Origin of the sequence: Kitasatospora sp. NPDC057936 (assembly GCF_042887525.1) — a bacterium.
Taxonomy (GTDB): domain Bacteria; phylum Actinomycetota; class Actinomycetes; order Streptomycetales; family Streptomycetaceae; genus Kitasatospora.
Genome location: NZ_JBHVPD010000046.1, coordinates 17384 through 33702, shown reverse-complemented (window position 1 = coordinate 33702; position 16319 = coordinate 17384). Strand labels below are relative to the sequence as shown.

At 73.4% G+C, this 16319-nt stretch carries 16 protein-coding genes; 9 read left to right on the top strand and 7 right to left on the bottom strand.

Going from position 1 to position 16319, the window contains the following annotated elements; genetic code table 11:
* Positions 1-82: 82 nt before the first annotated feature.
* Positions 83-583 carry a thiol peroxidase gene (gene tpx / locus ACFVU9_RS23575; RefSeq protein ID WP_359965739.1) on the bottom strand — a complete coding sequence of 167 codons (501 nt, stop codon included), beginning with the start codon at positions 581-583 and terminating at the stop codon, positions 83-85.
* Positions 584-1369: 786 nt separating this feature from the next.
* Here tpx and ACFVU9_RS23570 point away from each other — a divergent pair.
* The 5 genes from ACFVU9_RS23570 to ACFVU9_RS23550 all read left to right on the top strand — a co-directional run bounded on the left by ACFVU9_RS23570 (position 1370) and on the right by ACFVU9_RS23550 (position 6569).
* Positions 1370-2056, top strand: coding sequence for a hypothetical protein (locus ACFVU9_RS23570; RefSeq protein ID WP_387596231.1), 687 nt, complete (start codon positions 1370-1372; stop codon positions 2054-2056).
* 100 nt (positions 2057-2156) lie between these two features.
* Positions 2157-2930, top strand: coding sequence for a hypothetical protein (locus tag ACFVU9_RS23565; protein ID WP_387596228.1), 774 nt, complete (start codon positions 2157-2159; stop codon positions 2928-2930).
* Between the two features lie 186 nt (positions 2931-3116).
* Positions 3117-4661, top strand: coding sequence for an MFS transporter (locus ACFVU9_RS23560; RefSeq protein ID WP_380490710.1), 1545 nt, complete (start codon positions 3117-3119; stop codon positions 4659-4661).
* 299 nt (positions 4662-4960) lie between these two features.
* Positions 4961-5350, top strand: a complete 390-nt coding sequence (locus tag ACFVU9_RS23555; protein WP_380490708.1) for an SCO5389 family protein — start codon at positions 4961-4963, stop codon at positions 5348-5350.
* Between the two features lie 175 nt (positions 5351-5525).
* The gene (locus tag ACFVU9_RS23550; RefSeq protein WP_387596225.1) at positions 5526-6569 is read left to right on the top strand and encodes an LLM class flavin-dependent oxidoreductase; all 1044 of its coding nucleotides are present in this window, start codon (positions 5526-5528) and stop codon (positions 6567-6569) included.
* 72 nt (positions 6570-6641) lie between these two features.
* On the opposite strand, the gene ACFVU9_RS23545 is transcribed toward ACFVU9_RS23550, so the two are convergent.
* Positions 6642-7121: a Uma2 family endonuclease gene (locus ACFVU9_RS23545; protein ID WP_387596222.1), complete on the bottom strand. Its 480-nt coding sequence runs from the start codon at positions 7119-7121 to the stop codon at positions 6642-6644.
* 108 nt (positions 7122-7229) lie between these two features.
* Between ACFVU9_RS23545 and ACFVU9_RS23540 the strand changes: the two genes are divergently transcribed.
* Both ACFVU9_RS23540 and ACFVU9_RS23535 read left to right on the top strand, forming a co-directional pair.
* Positions 7230-8237: an NADP-dependent oxidoreductase gene (locus ACFVU9_RS23540; RefSeq protein ID WP_387596219.1), complete on the top strand. Its 1008-nt coding sequence runs from the start codon at positions 7230-7232 to the stop codon at positions 8235-8237.
* Between the two features lie 209 nt (positions 8238-8446).
* Positions 8447-9829 carry an amino acid permease gene (locus tag ACFVU9_RS23535; RefSeq protein WP_380443037.1) on the top strand — a complete coding sequence of 461 codons (1383 nt, stop codon included), beginning with the start codon at positions 8447-8449 and terminating at the stop codon, positions 9827-9829.
* Between the two features lie 119 nt (positions 9830-9948).
* Here the strand turns inward: ACFVU9_RS23535 and ACFVU9_RS23530 are convergent, their stop codons facing one another.
* Positions 9949-11496: a SpoIIE family protein phosphatase gene (locus tag ACFVU9_RS23530; RefSeq protein ID WP_387596215.1), complete on the bottom strand. Its 1548-nt coding sequence runs from the start codon at positions 11494-11496 to the stop codon at positions 9949-9951.
* A gap of 244 nt (positions 11497-11740) precedes the next feature.
* On the opposite strand from ACFVU9_RS23530, the gene ACFVU9_RS23525 reads away from it, so the two are divergent.
* Positions 11741-12346, top strand: a complete 606-nt coding sequence (locus tag ACFVU9_RS23525; protein WP_387596212.1) for a hypothetical protein — start codon at positions 11741-11743, stop codon at positions 12344-12346.
* A 98-nt stretch (positions 12347-12444) separates the two neighbouring features.
* Here ACFVU9_RS23525 and ACFVU9_RS23520 read toward each other — a convergent pair whose 3' ends face one another.
* From ACFVU9_RS23520 to ACFVU9_RS23505, 4 genes are all read right to left on the bottom strand, one after another.
* Complete coding sequence (locus ACFVU9_RS23520; protein WP_387596209.1) at positions 12445-13197, bottom strand: MBL fold metallo-hydrolase; 753 nt, start codon at positions 13195-13197, stop codon at positions 12445-12447.
* Between the two features lie 14 nt (positions 13198-13211).
* Entirely contained in the window at positions 13212-13613 is a 402-nt protein-coding gene (locus ACFVU9_RS23515; RefSeq protein ID WP_387596206.1) for a GlxA family transcriptional regulator, read from the bottom strand.
* Positions 13607-14212, bottom strand: a complete 606-nt coding sequence (locus tag ACFVU9_RS23510) for an AraC family transcriptional regulator (protein WP_387596203.1) — start codon at positions 14210-14212, stop codon at positions 13607-13609. Before ACFVU9_RS23510 ends, ACFVU9_RS23515 begins: the two co-directional genes overlap by 7 nt.
* Positions 14213-14336: 124 nt before the next feature.
* Positions 14337-14912: a TetR/AcrR family transcriptional regulator gene (locus ACFVU9_RS23505; protein WP_387596201.1), complete on the bottom strand. Its 576-nt coding sequence runs from the start codon at positions 14910-14912 to the stop codon at positions 14337-14339.
* Positions 14913-14999: 87 nt separating this feature from the next.
* Here ACFVU9_RS23505 and ACFVU9_RS23500 point away from each other — a divergent pair, with 87 nt between their 5' ends.
* The gene (locus ACFVU9_RS23500; protein ID WP_387596198.1) at positions 15000-16217 is read left to right on the top strand and encodes an NADH:flavin oxidoreductase/NADH oxidase family protein; all 1218 of its coding nucleotides are present in this window, start codon (positions 15000-15002) and stop codon (positions 16215-16217) included.
* Positions 16218-16319: the final 102 nt, after the last annotated feature.

The following is a 16319-nucleotide window of genomic DNA, read 5'->3' as shown; positions in this document are numbered from 1 at the left end:
CCGCCCAACCGGGTGGTCGCCGCACCCCGGGGGGCGCGGCGGGGCACCCCGCCCGCCCCCACAGGTCGGAGCGGGAGGCGCCTTACTTCAGGGCCGACAGGGCCGCGTCGTAGTTCGGCTCGTCGGCGATCTCCGCCACGAGCTCGGTGTGCAGGACGTTGTCGTTCTCGTCCAGCACGACGACGGCGCGCGCGGTCAGGCCGGCCATGGCGCCCGCGGCGATGTCGACGCCGTAGGCGGCGTGGAAGTCGCGGTTGCGGAAGGTGGAGAGGGTCTTGACGTTCTCCAGGCCCTCGGCGCCGCAGAAGCGGGCCTGCGCGAACGGCAGGTCGGCCGAGATGCACAGCACGACGGTGTCGCTGAGCTCGTTGGCCTCGGCGTTGAACTTGCGGACGGAGGCCGCGCAGGTCGGGGTGTCGACGCTGGGGAAGATGTTGAGGACCTTGCGCTTGCCCGCGAAGTCCTTCAGCGACGCGTCGACGAGACCGGCACCGACGAGGGTGAACGAGGGCGCCTGGCTGCCCGACTGCGGCAGCTCGCCCGCGACCTGAACCGGGTTGCCCTTGAGGGTGACCTGAGCCATGAGGGTTTCTCCTCCAGATGGACCTGCTACGAAACGGCCACACCGCGAACCGTCTCGGGTGACCGGGGAACACGAAGATCCTACTGAGTGCGCCGAGGCGGTGGGAGTGCGTGCCCAGCCACCGGACACCCGCGCGGCCGACACGCCGGTGTACGGCCGCGCGACTGAACCTGTCCGCCCTTGGACCGAACGGCCGCAGGTGCCCGGCGCGCCTGTTGGTTGACGAAGTACCGCGGGGAGATCCTGACGGCGGCCGGAGGGCGCCACGCGTGTCCCCGGTCGGGCCGCCCGATCGAAGTCCGCCGCGCATTGTGCCGTCCCCCTGGGAGGTGTGGAGCTCATTCCCCGGTCCCCAGAGGTCGAGCGGCTGCTGCCGGCAGGCACAGGACGCGTCCGCCCCGGCCGGTGGGTGCGTACGGCGGGTGCGGTCGCGAGCGTGGTGGCCGTGGGCGTGCTGGTGGGCGGGGCGTCGGCGGCGGGCGCCGGGCACCACGGTGGTGGGCATCCGGCGGGCCCGGTGGCCGGTTTCTGCGTGTGCCTCCGGGTGGGCGGGACCGCTCCGGTCGAGGTCACCATCGCTCCGGAGCGTGACCACCACCGGCCTCCGCACCAGCATCACCGGCCGTGCCCCACCTCTGCGCCGACGCCGACGCCGACGCCATCGCCGACGCTTTCGGACAGCGCCGGCGCCGGGCGCCTGGACGGCGACGGCGACGGCGACGATGACGAGCGCGGTGGCCACCACCACGGTGGTCACCACCATCACCATCATCACCACCTGCGTCCGTGCCCGAGTCCGACACCCACGCCTTCCCCTACTCCGACGCCCTCTCCCACTCCGACGCCCACTCCGACACCCACCCCGCCGTCGAGCCCGTCCCCCACGCCGACACCCAGCCCCTCACCCACGCCGACTGCCTCACCAGTCCCCTCCACCACGCCGACGCAGACGCCCACCTCGCCCCCGCCCGTCGCCTCGCCGTCGCCCTCGCCGTCGCCGTCGCCCTCGCCGTCGCCGTCGCCCTCGCTTCCGAGTCCGTCACCTGTTCCGGCCCCGCCCTCCGCGCCGCCGCCAGCCCCGGCACCACCTCCGCCGGCAGCACCGGCACCGGCACCCGCACCCGCACCCGCACCCGCAGCGCAGAATCCGGCCCAGGCCGCCGCTGCCCCCGCCGCCGGGCCCGCCCCCGCCGCAGCCAACCCGGCCGCCACCGGACCACAGCCGTCGCCCCGACCCACCGGGCCTGCGGCGGCCAGTCCGGTCGCACCGGACACCCCCCGCCCGAGCCCGGCGTGGCCGACCCAGGCCCCCACCCGGGCGCCCACGTTCCGCGCAGCGCCGGCCGGCCCGACCACCGCGCCTCCGTACCACCCGGGCGTCCCGATGGCGGCCACCATGCTGCTGATCCTCGTGCCCGCGGTCATCGCGGCGGCGGCGCTGCGCCCGGGGCGCGGCCGAGGCGGCGGCCATGAGCAGGGCCGGCGATGACGCCTCGTCACCGGACGCCCCGACGCCCGCGTCGCAAGGACCGGGCCGCCGACCGTAGAAGCCAGCCAGTGAGAGGGAGTTCCGATGGGTCCATGGGTGGCGCTGGTCGTCGCCGCGGCCGCAGCGTGCCTCGTCGCCGGGGCGGTGGTGCTCCTGCGGCGCCACCAGAGCACCGAGCCGAGACACGACGAGACTCCGGACGTCATCGAGTACATCACGATGATGATCGGGATCGTCTACGCGATCGTCCTCGGGCTGGCGATCGCCGGCGTCTGGCAGGCGCGCGTCGCCGCCGAGGACGACGTGCTCCGCGAGGCCCAGGCGCTCCACGAGGTCGGGGACCGTGCGGCGGTCTACCCGCCCGAGGTCCGCGACAAGATCAGGGCGGACGTGGACGCCTACGTGTCGTACGTCGTCCGGGTCGAGTGGACGTACATGGGCGATCACGGAACGATCTCCGACAAGGGCACCCAGCTGCTCGAACAGGTCCGTGCCGACGTCGCCACCAGGCCGCCCACGACCGAGCTGGAGGCGCAGTCCTACCTGCCCATCCTGGACCGGATCACCGTCGCCGACGACGCCCGGAGCGCCCGCGGTCAGTACGCCGGCGCCACCATGCCCGGCCTGGTCTGGATCGGGCTGATCGCGGGAGCCGCCATCACCGTCGGCATGCTCTTCGCCCTCCAGATCCGCCACACGCCGCGGGAGCTGGCGCTGGCCGGGTGCTTCAGCGCGCTGATCGCCTTCCTGCTGTTCATGATCTGGGACTTCGACAACCCCTTCGGCGGGAGCGTCCGTGTCACCGCCAGACCCTTCATCGACCTGTTCCCCTACCTGGATCTCCGCACGAACGGGTAGCACGGCACGGTTTCCACCCGTTCCACCCGTTCATCCCGTTCACACCTCGGTTCACTGATTGTCCGGAACCAGCCGACCGTCGGTAATGCCCGTTGTGCTCCCAATGCGCCCGGGACTACTGTCGGTCTTAGTGAACGAAACCGTTCCCTCCCGTCGTTCGCTCCCAAAGCCATTGGGGGACCTGCCATGGCCACCTCCCACGCCCTGGCCTCGGCTCCGCCGGCGTCCGCCCGCCGCGGCCAGCACCCGGGGATAGCGCTCACCGTCATCGCGGCCACGCAGCTCATGGTCGTCCTCGACATCACGATCGTGAACATCGCGCTGCCGCACATCCAGCGGGCGCTGAACTTCTCCACCACCAACCTGTCGTGGGTGATCAACGCCTACACCCTGACGTTCGGCGGGCTCCTGCTGCTCGGCGGGCGCACCGGCGACATCCTCGGGCGCCGGCGCGTGTTCATCGTCGGCGTGCTGGTCTTCTCCTTCGCCTCGCTGCTCGGCGGCGTCGCGCAGAACGCCGCGTGGCTGCTCGCGGCCCGGTCGCTCCAGGGCCTGGGCGGCGCGATCGCCTCGCCGACGGCGCTCGCGCTGATCGCGACCAACTTCAAGGAAGGGCCCGAGCGCAACCGCGCGTTCGGCGTCTACTCGGCCGTGGCCGGTGCGGGCGGCGCGGTCGGGCTGCTGCTCGGCGGCATGCTGACCTCCTGGCTGTCCTGGCGGTGGGTGCTGTTCGTCAACGTGCCGATCGGCATCGCGATCGCCCTGCTGGCGCCGCTCTACATCAACGAGTCCGAACGGCACCCCGGCCGCTTCGACCTCCTGGGCGCGTTCACGGCCACCACCGGCATGGTGTCCCTGGTGTACGGGTTCATCCGCGCCTCCGACCACGGCTGGACGGACGCGGTGACGCTCCTCGCGTTCAGCCTCGCCGTCGTCCTGCTCGCCGCGTTCCTGCTGAACGAACGGCGCGTGCCACAGCCGATCACCCCGCTGCACCTGCTGCGCAGCCGCAGCCGCGCGGGCGCGTTCGGGCTGATGCTGTGCCTCGCCGCGGCGATGTTCAGCATCTTCTTCTTCATCACCCTGTTCGTGCAGGAGATCCTCGGGTTCAGCCCGCTGCGGGCGGGCTTCGCGTTCCTGCCGATCAGTGTCGCCATCGTCGCCGCGGCGCAGTTCGCCGCCCGCAACCAGGTCCGGTTCGGGGCCAAGCCGTTCTTCGTCGTGGGCTCGCTGTTGGTGCTGGGCGGGGTCTTCTGGGCGACCCGGATCTCCCTCGACACGACATACGCCTCCGGCGTCCTCGGGCCGACGCTGCTGTTCGGCTTCGGCATGGGCTCGATATTCGTCCCGGTCATGCTGACGGTCGTGTCGCAGGTGGCCCCGCACGAGACGGGCGCGGCCACCGGCACGCTCAACGCGATGCAGCAGGTGGGCGGTTCGCTCGGGCTGTCCATCCTGGTGACGGTCTACGGCACGGCCAGCCGCAACGAGGCACAGCAGCAGGTCGCGAAGTTCCTCCACGCGGCGACGCCGCAGCAGGCCCTCCAGTTCAGAGCGACCGGGAAGCTGCCGGCACCGTACTCGTCGGCGGTGCTGGTGCACGGCATCTCCCGGGCGTTCGAGATGGGGCTGGTGTTCGCGGTGCTGGCGGTGGTGATGGCGGTGTTCGTCATCAAGGTCCCCAAGGTCCCGGCCCCCGTCGCCGACAAGGCACCCGAACCCGCGGGCTGAGGACCGGGGCCTGCGGCTGGACCTGGGGGCTACCCGGCGTACTCCACCGGCGGCGCGATCGCCCGGGCGTCCACCGGCGCCTGGGCTTTCCGGCACGGCGACGACGTCATGGCGGCGAGGGAGCGGGCGGGGGAGTGAAGCGGAGGGGGCGGCGCGCGGCGGGGGCGGTCGCTCCGCGCCGTACTTGACAGGACATCAGGGCGTCGAGGACAGTCCATGTAGCAATGGTTTTCATCTTCGTTAACCGTTGACGCCTTCGGCACCACCATCCCCACACACCCCCGGGAAAGGACACCCCCATGTCGCTCGACGTCTCCCCCGCCCTCCTCGCCCAGGCCGCGCACGGCGAGGTCGACGAGGCCGACTTCGTCGAAACGGTCCGCACGTCGCTCCCCTACGCCTACCAGGTGGTCGCCGGCCTCAGCACCGAACTCGCCGCCGGCGACGAGGAGTTCGTCAACGACAACACCACCCCCACCGACGAGGAGCGCGCCCAGCTGCTCCGCGCCCTCGCCAGCAACGCCATCCGCGGCAGCCTGGAGCGGCACTTCGACGTGACCCTCGCGTTCGTCAACTGCCACCGCGTCGCGGCCTTCCGGCCCGGCGCCGAGACCAGCGAGGCGTACCGGGAGTTCACGTCCCTGCACAACCAGATCCGCAACCAGAGCCCGGAGCTGCGCAGCTGCTGACCTCCGGGTGACGACGGGCCTCCGCACCGTGGGCGGGGGCCCGTCGTGTTGCGCCGTGTGGCGGGCGGGTTGCGACTGCGTTGACGGTCCGCCGGCGATCTTGTGGGGCGGTGGACGGCATGCGTAGGTTCGACCCGTACCCCTTGAACGTCCCGTCGCCCGCCCGGAGGCCGTCATGCCGTCGTCGACCACCCCACGACCGCTGCGCAAGCTCGGCTTCCTCACCATCGGCCTCTTCGACGAGGCCGACCCGCGCCGCGGCCACGAGACCACCCTCGAACTCATCGAACTCGGCGAACGCCTCGGCTTCGACAGCGCCTGGCTGCGCCACCGCCACCTCCAGTACGGCATCTCCTCCCCCGTCGCCGTCCTCGCCGCCGCCAGCCAGCGCACCCGCCGCATCGAGCTCGGCACCGCCGTCACGCCCCTCGGCTGGGAGAACCCGCTGCGCCTCGCCGAGGACCTCGCCACCGTCGACGTGCTCTCCGGCGGCCGGCTCAACGCGGGCGTCAGCGCCGGCCCGCCCGCCCACTACGACCGGGTGCGCGGCGCCCTCTACCCCGACACCGGCGACCACCAGGACTTCGGCCCGGCCCGCGCCCGGCGCCTGCTCGACCTCGTCCGGGGCGAATCCGCCTCCGACTTCGCCGGGACCGAGGGCATCGAGGTGTACTCGCGGCGCGTCCAGCCGCACTCCCCCGGGCTCGCCGACCGGATCTGGTACGGCGCCGGGAGCCTGCGCTCGGCGCGGTGGGCGGGCGAGAACGGGCTGAACCTGCTGATCAGCAGCGTCGTGAAGCCGGAGGAGGAGGCCGAGTCGTACGACTTCGCGGCGATCCAGCTCGCCCTCGTCCACGCCTTCCGCGCCGCCCACCCGGACGGCGACCGCGCCCGCGTCTCCCAGGGGCTCGTCGTGATCCCCACCGACAGCGCCACGCCCGCCCAGCGCGCCACGTACGAGGCCTACGCCGCCTCCCGGGCGCCCCGGACCGGGATACCGCAGGGCCCGGCCCGGCTGCTGTTCGAGCGCGACTTCGTCGGCACGACGGACGAGCTCGTCGAACAGCTCCACGCCCACGCCTCGTTCCGGGAGATCGACGAGGTCGCGTTCGCCCTGCCCTTCACCTTCGCCCCCGAGGACTACGTCCAGATCCTCACCGACCTCGCCACCCGCCTCGGCCCCGCCCTCGGCTGGAAGCCGGCCGACCGGGCCCACTGAAGGTTCGGCCCCCATAGCGGCCGGAACGGACAGCAACCCGGGCGAGCTGGGAATTGCGCGGCGCCGTGACTCTCAGAACTCGCCCGTAGCCAGCTCCACGTCGAGCGGCGCGGGCAGCCGGATGGGGAAGCCGAGGGGGTACGGGCCCTCGACGAGGGCGTAGTCGGGCTCGCCGGGCCGGGTGAAGAGGGTCCACGTGCGTTCCCCGCGGTCGACCAGGAGGTAGCCGGGGGCGCCGAATTGCGCGTGGCGGCGGCGCTTCGAGGTGGCGTGGTTCGTGTCGGTGCACCCCGGCGGGACGACCTCGACCACGAGGAGCGTCCGGCCGGCGGGCAGCGCGCCTTCCGTCCTGGCCAGTGCCGCCGGTATCACCGCCAAGTGCGGGACGTAGCGGTTCGCCGTGCCCGGGAAGTCGAGGTCGCCGGAGCCCGCGAACAGGCCGAGCTCGCGCAGGCGCGGGCGGAGCTGCTCGCGGATGGCGGAGGCGACGTTCGAGTCGGCCCACGAGCGGCGGACGGGCGCGACGACGCCCTCGATCAGTTCGGTGTGCACGCCCGGAGGCTACCGGGAGGGTCGGACACACCCCCTCTGGCCAGATGACTAAGCGCTTGCTTAGACTCACGCTCACGTGTCATCGCCGTACCGACTGGAGGCGCCCCCATGTCCGCTGTCAATCGCCAGGTCCGTCTTGCCCGCCGGCCCGTCGGGGAGGTGCGCGACGGGGACTGGGAGCTGGTCGACGGCGCGGTCGGCGAGGCCGGGGACGGGGAGTTCGTCGGGCGGACGCGCTTCGTGTCGCTCGACCCGGCGATGCGCGGGTGGCTGGACGACCGGCCGTCGTACCTGCCGCCGGTGGGGATCGGCGAGGTCATGCGGGCCGGGTCGGTGGTCGAGGTCGTCGCGTCGCGGCACCCGGGGTTCAAGGTCGGCGACCACGTCGTGGGCGCGTTCGGCGTGCAGGAGTACGCCGTGTCGGACGGCAAGGGCGCGCTGCGCGTCGACCCGGCGCTCGCGCCGCTCTCTACCTACCTGGGCGCCCTCGGCATGCCCGGCATGACGGCGTACTTCGGCCTGCTGGACGTCGGCGCGCTCAAGGAGGGCGAGACGGTCGTGGTGTCCGGCGCCGCCGGGGCCGTCGGGACGATGGTCGGCCAGATCGCCAAGGTCAAGGGCTGCCGGGTGATCGGGATCGCCGGCGGGCCGGAGAAGTGCGCCCTGCTCACCGACGAACTCGGCTTCGACGCCGCCGTCGACTACCGCGCCGAGGACGTCCGCAAGGCGCTGCGCACGCACGCCCCGGACGGCATCGACGTCTACTTCGACAACGTCGGCGGCGACATCCTCGACGCCGCCCTCAGCCGCCTCGCGATGCACGCCCGCGTCGTGATCTGCGGGGCGATCAGCCAGTACAACAACGAGACCGCCGTCCAGGGCCCCGCCAACTACCTGTCCCTGCTGGTACGCCGGGCCCGCATGGAGGGCTTCGTCGTCTTCGACTACGCGCGCCGCTACGCCGAGGCCGCGGCCGAGATCGCCGGCTGGATCGGCGAGGGCCGGATCAAGGTCAAGGAGCACGTGGTCGACGGCACGGTCGACGACTTCCCGCAGACGTTCCGGATGCTGTTCAGCGGCGAGAACACCGGGAAGCTCGTCCTGCGGCTGCCGTGAGCACCCGGCGGGGCGTTCGCCGTGATCATCATGGTGAGCGCCCCGCCGGACGAGTGCCGGTGCAAGGGACGCCCGGCCGGAAATCTTGCGGTGGCGGGCCTGGTGCGGCCGGACGAAAACCACCGATTTGGTACAGAGCGGTATCTCTCTGTGAGCATGGGCGGTCGCTCCACCGAGCGCAGCAGGACCAGGAAAGGCGCACCACCCCCATGCAGACCAGCCCGGCCGTGACCCGGCAGGCTCCCCGGCCGACCCCGCCCACCGACGCGGGCCCCGCCACCCCCTCCCCCTCCCGTTCGGGCGGGCGGTTCGGCCTGCCGACCGCGACCGCGCTCGTGATGGGGAACATCATCGGCGGCGGGATCTTCATGATCCCGGCCGCCGTGGCGCCGTTCGGGACGGTCAGCCTGGTCGCGTTCGCGGTGCTGACCGTGGGCGCGATCGCGCTCGCGCTCGTCTTCGGGCAGCTGGCCCGCCGCAACCCGCGCACCGGCGGTCCCTACGTCTACGCCCGTGAGGCGTTCGGCGACTTCGCCGGGTTCATCTCCGCCTGGTCGTACTGGATCACCACGTGGGTCAGCAACGCGGCGCTCGCCGTCGCGGCCGTCGGCTACCTCGACGTGCTGGTCCCCGTCCAGCACTCCACCGTGGTCACCATCGCCGCCGCGCTGACCGTGCAGTGGCTGCCCGCGCTGGCGAACCTGGCCGGCACCCGGTACGTCGGGGCCGTCCAACTCGTCTCCACCGTCCTCAAGTTCATCCCGCTGGCGCTGGTCGCGGTGGGCGGCCTCGGCTTCTTCGACCCGAAGAACCTCGGCCCGTTCGACGCCTCCGGCCAGGGCGTGGTCGGCGGCATGACGGCCGCCGCGGCGATCCTGCTCTTCAGCTACCTGGGCGTCGAGTCGGCCGCGATGAGCGCGGGCAAGGTCCGCGACCCCGAGCGCAACGTCGGCCGGGCGAGCGTCCTCGGCACGGCGGGCGCGGCCCTGGTCTACCTGCTCGGCACGCTGGCGGTGTTCGGCACCGTCGCACACGACGAGCTCGTCCACTCCTCCGCGCCGTTCTCGGACGCCGTGAACGCGATGTTCGGCGGCTCGTGGGGCGGGACGGTCATCGCCGTGGCCGCGCTGATCTCGATGACGGGCGCACTCAACGGCTGGACGCTGCTGGCCGCGCAGGCGCCGTACGCGGCCGCCAAGGACGGGCTGTTCCCGGCCGCGTTCGCCAAGGAGAAGCGCGGGGTTCCGGTGCTCGGCGTCGTGGTCAGCGTGGCGCTGGCCTCGGTGCTGACGGTGCTCAACTTCGCGTCCGGCGCGAAGGGCGCGTTCGACGCCCTCGTGCTGATCACCACCTTCACCGCGACCGTCCCCTACCTGCTCTCCACCGCCGCCCAGCTCTACTGGCTGGTGCGCGGCGGGCGCGAGGTGGCCGGCGCCCGTCTCGTCCGCGACGCGGTGCTGGGCCTGGGCGCGTTCGGCTTCTCGCTGTGGCTGGTCGCGGGCGCCGGGTACGCGGCCGTCTACCAGGGCGTGCTGTTCCTGTTCGCGGGCATCCTCGTTTTCGTCTGGATGTCCGGGCGCCGCAAGGACTGACGCCCTCGGGTCAGGAGAACCCCCTCAGGCCGGGAGCGCCCGGTGGTACTTGTCCGCCGCAAGTACCACCGGGCGCTTCCTCGTCGCCCCGGCCCGAAGGACACGCCCCACGGCACGCCCTACCGCAGGGGCAGGGTGAACCAGGTGGTCTTGCCCACCTGGGCGGGCCGGGTGCCCCAGCGGTGGGACAGGGCCTCGACGAGGGTGAGGCCGCGACCCGACTCCTCGTCCGTCTCGGCGAGCCGGGGGTGCGGCAAGTGGGGGCTGTGGTCGGTGACTTCGACCACCAGTTCGGCGGGATGGCAGCGCAGGTGCAGGCGGACGGGGCCCTTGCCGTGCTGGATGGCGTTGGTGAGCACCTCGGAGGTCAGGAGCTTGACGTCGTCGGTCAGGTGGCCGTGGTTCCAGGAGCCGAGGACCTTCTCGACGAAGGCCCGCGCCTCGGCGGAGGAGGTCGGGACGGCGGGCAGCTCGATCGCGGCCGTGGCGTCCGGGGCCGCGGGGACCTGGGCCAGCAGGAGCGTGACGTCGTCGTCGTAGCCGGGGACGGGCGGGAGCAGCGTGGTCAGGATGTGGTCGGCCACGGCTTCCAGGTCGCCGGGGTCGGGGGTCGTGTCGATGGCGGACATGAGGGTGTCGAGGCGGTCCTCGATGTCGCACCCGGGGGCCTCGATCAGGCCGTCGGTGAACAGCGCGAGCAGGGTGTGCGGCGGCAGGACGGCGGACGTCTGCCGGTGGGGGACGCCGCCCACGCCCAGCGGCGCGCTCACCGGCGCCGGCAGGATCCGGGCCGCGTGGCCGGGGGTGGCGGCCAGGATCGGGAGGTGGCCGGCCGAGCAGACGGACACCTCCCGGGTGTCGGGGGCGATGACCAGGTAGCAGCAGGTGACGAGCTGGTCGGGGACCGCGAGGTCGCCGACGACCGTCTCCAGGGACTGCATCAGGTCCCGCGGCTCCATGCCGGTGATGGCCAACGCGTGGGCGGCCGAGCGCAGTTGACCCATGACGGCGGCGGCTTCCAGGCCACGGCCCATGACGTCGCCGATGAGGATCCCGACCCGGCCGGCGCCCAGCGGGATGAGGTCGAACCAGTCGCCGCCGACGCCCGCTCCCTGGGTCGCCGGCCGGTAGCGGTGGGCGGCGGTGAGCCCGGGTATGGCGGGCGGGGTGCCCATCAGGCTGCGCTGGAGGGTGAGGGCGATGTGCCGCTGCTGCTCGTAGAGCACGGTGAGTTCGGCCTCCGCCGCCTTGCGGTCGCTGACGTCGCGGACGGCGGCGGAGAACAGGAGGCCGTCGCTGGTCTCCAGCGGGCTGAGGCTGATCTCGACGGGGAACTCGGTGCCGTCCTTGCGCAGCCCGCGCAGGTCCAGGCCCGCGCCCATGGGCCGCACCTGCCGGTTGGCCGCGTAGTCGTCGCGGTGCCGGGCGTGGTGGGCGCGGAAGCGGCCCGGGATCAGCAACTCCACCGGCCGTCCCAGGAGTTCCTTGCGACCGTAGCCGAACAGCGCCTCGGTCTGGGCATTCACGAGCGTGATCGTCCCGGTGTCGTCCACGATGACCATCGCGTCCGGCGCCGCTTCCAGCAGTCCGCGGAACCGCTCCTCGGCGGCCGGCGAGCCGCCCTTGCTCTCCCCCTGGGCCTTCGCTGATCTGTGCGCCTTGCCCATGTCGACCCCAGATGCGTTGTGCTGTACGAGTTTCGAAAGCCAATACCACCGCAACGGGACCGTGTCGCAGGACAGTTGACTCCATTTGCCGCATCACGAGCGAACCGGCTCCGAGTCCGACCGGAAGCAACCGTTCGCGACCTGCGCCCGGTCGGCGGCGCGCCGTCGGGCGCGGCGCAGCAATCCGGTACCGCCGGCCGACCGCCCTGAGGGAGACTCGCCTGGACGACGAGGAGAGGAAACCATGGCACGACCTGCAGTCGGGGCGGCCCCGAACCGCTGCGACGAGTGCGGCGGCTACGAGTACGGCGGCGCGCCCGTCTGCCCGGCCTGCCGGGCGCTCGTCGACGGCATCGTCGAGGACGAATGGTCCGTGTTCCTGGCCCGCATGGGAGCGGTCGGCGAGCGGGATGCGGCGGCCCTCGCCGAGATGGTCGCGGCCGAACCGGACCGGCACGACTGGCGCGTGGTCGACGCCGCCCTCGACCGCCTGACCTGCCCCGACTGCGGCGACCGGCTCGCCCGCGGCCCGCTCGGCTGCGCCGCCTGCGACCTCGCCCACGGCTTCCGCTACGCCGCGGTCGAGACGGACCGCCCGGGCGTGCCGTGGGGCAACGAGCACGGCGTCCGCGTCAACGTCTCCGTCGTCCGCCGCCCGCACGTGACCTCGGCCGACGAACTCCTCGCCCGCCGCCTGACGCTGCCCCTCCTCCTGGCGGGCCACCTGCCGACGACGGCGGAGGCGCAGCGGATGAGCGCACGGATCCGGCAGGCCCCGGCGGCGCGGCGGGCGGAGGTCATCGCGGAGGCGGTGGAGGAGGTCCTGCGGCGCACGGCGGGCCGAGGGTGATCGATTCAGATCGCCGGACCGATCCGCGGGAGGACGACGTTCCGGCCGAGTTCGAGGACGGGCGGTGGCTCGCCGCCCTGCCTCGGGAGTGACGGGGCCTATCGGAGGGTCTCGGGAACTCCCGGGGTGAGCCAGTGGAGGCGGTCGGCGAGGCCCGCGGCGGTGAAGTGGGCGGTCGTCTCCTCCGGGCCCTCGGTGAAGTGCTCCCACGACGCGTAGTGCAGCGGGACCACGCGGCGGGCGCCGAGGGAGCGGGTGAGGGCGGCGGCCTGGGCCGCGTCCATGGTGATGAGCTCGCCGCCGCCGAACGCCTCGATGCGCGCGGCGCCGAGGTGGAGGAAGGCGGTGCCGATGCGGAACCGCCGTCCGATCTCGTCGAGTTCGGGGATGTGGACGGTGTCGCCCGAGACGTAGACGGCCTCCTCCTCGCCGGGCGCCTCGATCACGAAGCCCGTCACGTCGCCGACCGGGCCGTGCAGGCAGGGCGTGCCCGTGACGCGCAGCGTGCGGCCGTCGGCGGTCAACTCGTGCGTGGCCCACGGCGCGAGGCCGACGGCTCCGCCGCCGAGGCGGCCCGCGCCGCTGACGGTGGTGAGCACCGGGCGGCCGTCCAGCAGCGTGCGGCCGGTGGCGTCGAGGTTGTCGGGGTGCTCGTCGTGGCTGAGCAGGACCGCGTCCGCCTCCGGCAGCCGGTCGGCGTCGACCGCCGGGCCGGCGGTGCTCTGCAGGGTGACGGGGCCGCGCCGGTACTCGGCGGGCGCGGGGTCGAAGGCCGGGTCGGTGAGCAGCCGCAGGCCGCCGATCTCCAGCAGGGCGGTGGCGGTGCCGATGTGGGTGACGGTGATGGTCACGTGTTCTCCGTGATTCAAGTGGCGGTGACGCGGAAGCGGCGTCGGTATGCGGTCGGGGTGGCGCCGAGGTGGTCGCGGAAGACGCGGTGGACGGTCTCGACGGAGCCGAAGCCGCAGGCGCGCGCGACGGCGGGCAGGGGCTGGTCGGTCCGTTCGAGGAGCCGGCACGCGGCCTCCAGGCGCAGCTGCTCGACGTAGGCGCCGGGCGTGGTGCCGGTCTCGGCGCGGAAGACCCGGGCGAAGTGCCGTTCGCTCATCGTGACGCGGGCGGCGAGCACGGGTACCGAGAGGTCGGCGTCGAGGTGGTCGGCGATCCAGCGGCGCAGGGTGCGCAGGTCGGCGCGGCCGCCGGTGCAGTGGGTCAGTGGGACGCTGAACTGGCTCTGGCCGCCGGATCGCTGGAGGTACATCACCATGACGCGGGCGATGTCGAGCGCGAGGTCGTCGCCGTGGTCCTCGGCGAGAGGGCGAGGGTCAGGTCCATGGAGGCGGTGAGGCCCGCGCTGGTCCAGATCCGCCCGGAGCGGACGAACACCGGGTCGGCGTCGACCACGACGGCGGGGTGGTCGGCCGCGAGGCGGTCGGCGGTGGCCCAGTGGGTCGTCGCCCGGTGCCCGTCGAGCAGCCCGGCCGCCGCCAGCACGTGCGCGCCGGCACACACGGAGGCGACGCGCCCCGCCTGCGGCCCGACCTCGCGCAACCACGCCACGACGGCGTCGTCCACGCGCGGCACGGGCCCGTCCGCCCCGATGTCCACCCGCCCGGGCACCAGCAGGGTGTCCGGGCGCACCGGGGGTTCGCGCAGCGTCTCTCCGACGTGCAGCGGGATGCCCGAGAACGTCTCGACCAGCCCCGCCCGCTCGGCGCGGAACCGGATGTCGTACCCGGCCGAGCCCGGTGGCAGCAGCCTGGTGGCGAGCGCGAGGACCTCGGCCGGTCCGGTGACGTCCAGCGCGTTGATCCCGGCGAAGACCGGGATCACGACGAGGTGCGGGAGAGGTGCGAGCTCGCTCATGCCCCAAGCCTCGCCCGCGGCCGGTGGTGGCGGCAATGACGGGAGTGTGCAGGATCCGGACACGGGGGCGGAGCGCCGGCGACGGGCCGGGCTGCTTCCAGGGCAGGGGCCGGGTGGGGGTCCGTCAGGCGGTCTTCAGCAGCGTCAACACCGCCGCCCGGACGCGGGTGTCCGTCGCTGCGGGGTCGGTGGGGCCGAGTTTGCCGTCGAGGTGGAGGAAGGCCAGGCCGTGGACCAGGGCCCACACGGCCGTCGACATCGCCTCGCAGTCGGCGGCGGGGAAGGTGTCGCGGACGATCGCGGCCACGTAGTCGTGCATCGCGGCGGTGGCCGCCGCGCGTTCCGTGTTCTCGGGGTCGCAGGGCTCGGCGAACATCGCCCGGAACAGGGCCGGGCGCTCGATCGCGAACCGGACGTAGGCGGCGGCGACGGCGGCCAGGTCCTCGGGGTCGCGCGGGGCGGGGTGTGCGGTGGTGAGCCGGGTGCCGAGCTCGCGGTAGCCCTGGGCGGCGACGGCGGAGAGCAGCGCGTCGCGGTCGGCGAAGTGGCGGTAGGGGGCCGTCGCCGAGACGCCGGCCCGGCGGGCGACGGCGCGCAGCGACAGTGCGGCGCTGCCGTCCTCCTCCAGGAGCTCGCGCGCGGCGTGCAGGCAGGCGGTGCGCAGGTCGCCGTGGTGGTAGGAGCCGGTCTGCTGTGGCATGCGTCACCCTCTCGATGTTTGCACTGCTTACATCCTCGGCCTAATGTGAGCAGTGCAAACATTGTAGCCGAGGGTGAGGAGACCCCGATGGCTCACGACCTCTTCGCACCGCTGGCCCTGGCCTCGGGCGCGGTCCTGCCCAACCGGATCGCCAAGGCGGCCATGGAGGAGAACCTCGCCGGCCACGGCCAGCTGCCGGACGAGCGGCTGCTCGCCCTCTACCGCGCCTGGTCCGCGGGCGGCAGCGGCCTGCTGATCACCGGCAACGTCATGGTCCACGCCGAGGCGCTCACGGGCCCCGGCGGCGTCGTGCTCGACGCCGACACGCCCCTCGAACCCTTCACCGCGTGGGCCGCGGCGGCCAAGTCCGGCGGCGCCCGGGTCTGGATGCAGATCAACCACCCGGGCCGCCAGGTGCCGTCCGGCCTGCCCGGCGTGGTCTGGGGCCCGACCGACCGCGGCGTCGACCTCGGCCGGCACAGCGGCCGCTTCGGCCGTCCCACCGCCATGACGCCCGAGCAGATCGCCACCACCGTGGAGCGCTTCGCCACCACCGCCCGCCGCGCCGCCGAGGCCGGCTTCGACGGCGTCGAGATCCACGCGGCCCACGGGTACCTGCTCTCGCAGTTCCTCTCACCCCTGGTCAACACCCGCACCGACGCCTGGGGCGGCCCGCTCGAACACCGCGCCCGGATGCTGCTCGACGTGGTCCTTGCCGTGCGCGCCGCCGTCCCGCCGCGGTTCGCCGTCGCCGTCAAGCTCAACTCCGCCGACTTCCAGCGCGGCGGCTTCGACCTCGACGACGCCCGCCAGGTCATCGCCATGCTCGCGCCCCTCGGCGTCGACCTCGTCGAACTCTCCGGCGGCAGCTACGAGAGCCCCGCGATGACCGGCCGCCCCGCCGACGACCGCACCCGGGCCCGCGAGGCGTACTTCCTGGACCTCGCCGCCGACCTCGTCCGCACCAGCCCCCTCCCGCTCATGCTCACCGGCGGCATCACCCGCCGCGACACCGCTGAGCAGGCCCTCGCGGACGGCATCGACGCCATCGGCATGGGCACCGCCCTCGCCGTCACCCCCGACCTGCCCCGCCGCTGGGCCGACCGTGCCGAAGCCGACCGCGCCCTGCGCCCGGTCACCTGGTCCGACAAGGCCCTCGCCTCCGCCGCGAGCATGGCCCTCGTCCGCCACCAGCTGCGCCGCCTCGCGCACGGCCGCACGCCCGCGCCGCGCACCCGCCCCGCGCTGGCACTGCTCGCCGAACAGCTCCAGCAGCGCACGGCACTGCGGCGGTACCGCACCTGACTGGCCGCCCGACAGCCGTCGGCCGGGTAGCCGCACATCCGGCGCGGCGCTCCGACCACCCCCCGGCGCGCCTTAGCGGGACCTGGCCCTTCGCCGGCTCCC

What these genes read in the sequence shown, in the direction of transcription:
- ACFVU9_RS23510 (WP_387596203.1), bottom strand. Translation starts at nt 14,212, where the DNA reads ATGAGCGAGCTCGCACCTCTCCCGCACCTCGTCGTGATCCCGGTCTTC.
- ACFVU9_RS23555 (WP_380490708.1), top strand. Translation starts at nt 4,961, where the DNA reads ATGTCGCTCGACGTCTCCCCCGCCCTCCTCGCCCAGGCCGCGCACGGC.
- ACFVU9_RS23565 (WP_387596228.1), top strand. Translation starts at nt 2,157, where the DNA reads ATGGGTCCATGGGTGGCGCTGGTCGTCGCCGCGGCCGCAGCGTGCCTC.
- ACFVU9_RS23515 (WP_387596206.1), bottom strand. Translation starts at nt 13,613, where the DNA reads ATGGTGATGTACCTCCAGCGATCCGGCGGCCAGAGCCAGTTCAGCGTC.
- ACFVU9_RS23535 (WP_380443037.1), top strand. Translation starts at nt 8,447, where the DNA reads ATGCAGACCAGCCCGGCCGTGACCCGGCAGGCTCCCCGGCCGACCCCG.
- tpx (WP_359965739.1), bottom strand. Translation starts at nt 583, where the DNA reads ATGGCTCAGGTCACCCTCAAGGGCAACCCGGTTCAGGTCGCGGGCGAG.
- ACFVU9_RS23560 (WP_380490710.1), top strand. Translation starts at nt 3,117, where the DNA reads ATGGCCACCTCCCACGCCCTGGCCTCGGCTCCGCCGGCGTCCGCCCGC.
- ACFVU9_RS23525 (WP_387596212.1), top strand. Translation starts at nt 11,741, where the DNA reads ATGGCACGACCTGCAGTCGGGGCGGCCCCGAACCGCTGCGACGAGTGC.
- ACFVU9_RS23550 (WP_387596225.1), top strand. Translation starts at nt 5,526, where the DNA reads ATGCCGTCGTCGACCACCCCACGACCGCTGCGCAAGCTCGGCTTCCTC.
- ACFVU9_RS23505 (WP_387596201.1), bottom strand. Translation starts at nt 14,912, where the DNA reads ATGCCACAGCAGACCGGCTCCTACCACCACGGCGACCTGCGCACCGCC.
- ACFVU9_RS23530 (WP_387596215.1), bottom strand. Translation starts at nt 11,496, where the DNA reads ATGGGCAAGGCGCACAGATCAGCGAAGGCCCAGGGGGAGAGCAAGGGC.
- ACFVU9_RS23500 (WP_387596198.1), top strand. Translation starts at nt 15,000, where the DNA reads ATGGCTCACGACCTCTTCGCACCGCTGGCCCTGGCCTCGGGCGCGGTC.
- ACFVU9_RS23540 (WP_387596219.1), top strand. Translation starts at nt 7,230, where the DNA reads ATGTCCGCTGTCAATCGCCAGGTCCGTCTTGCCCGCCGGCCCGTCGGG.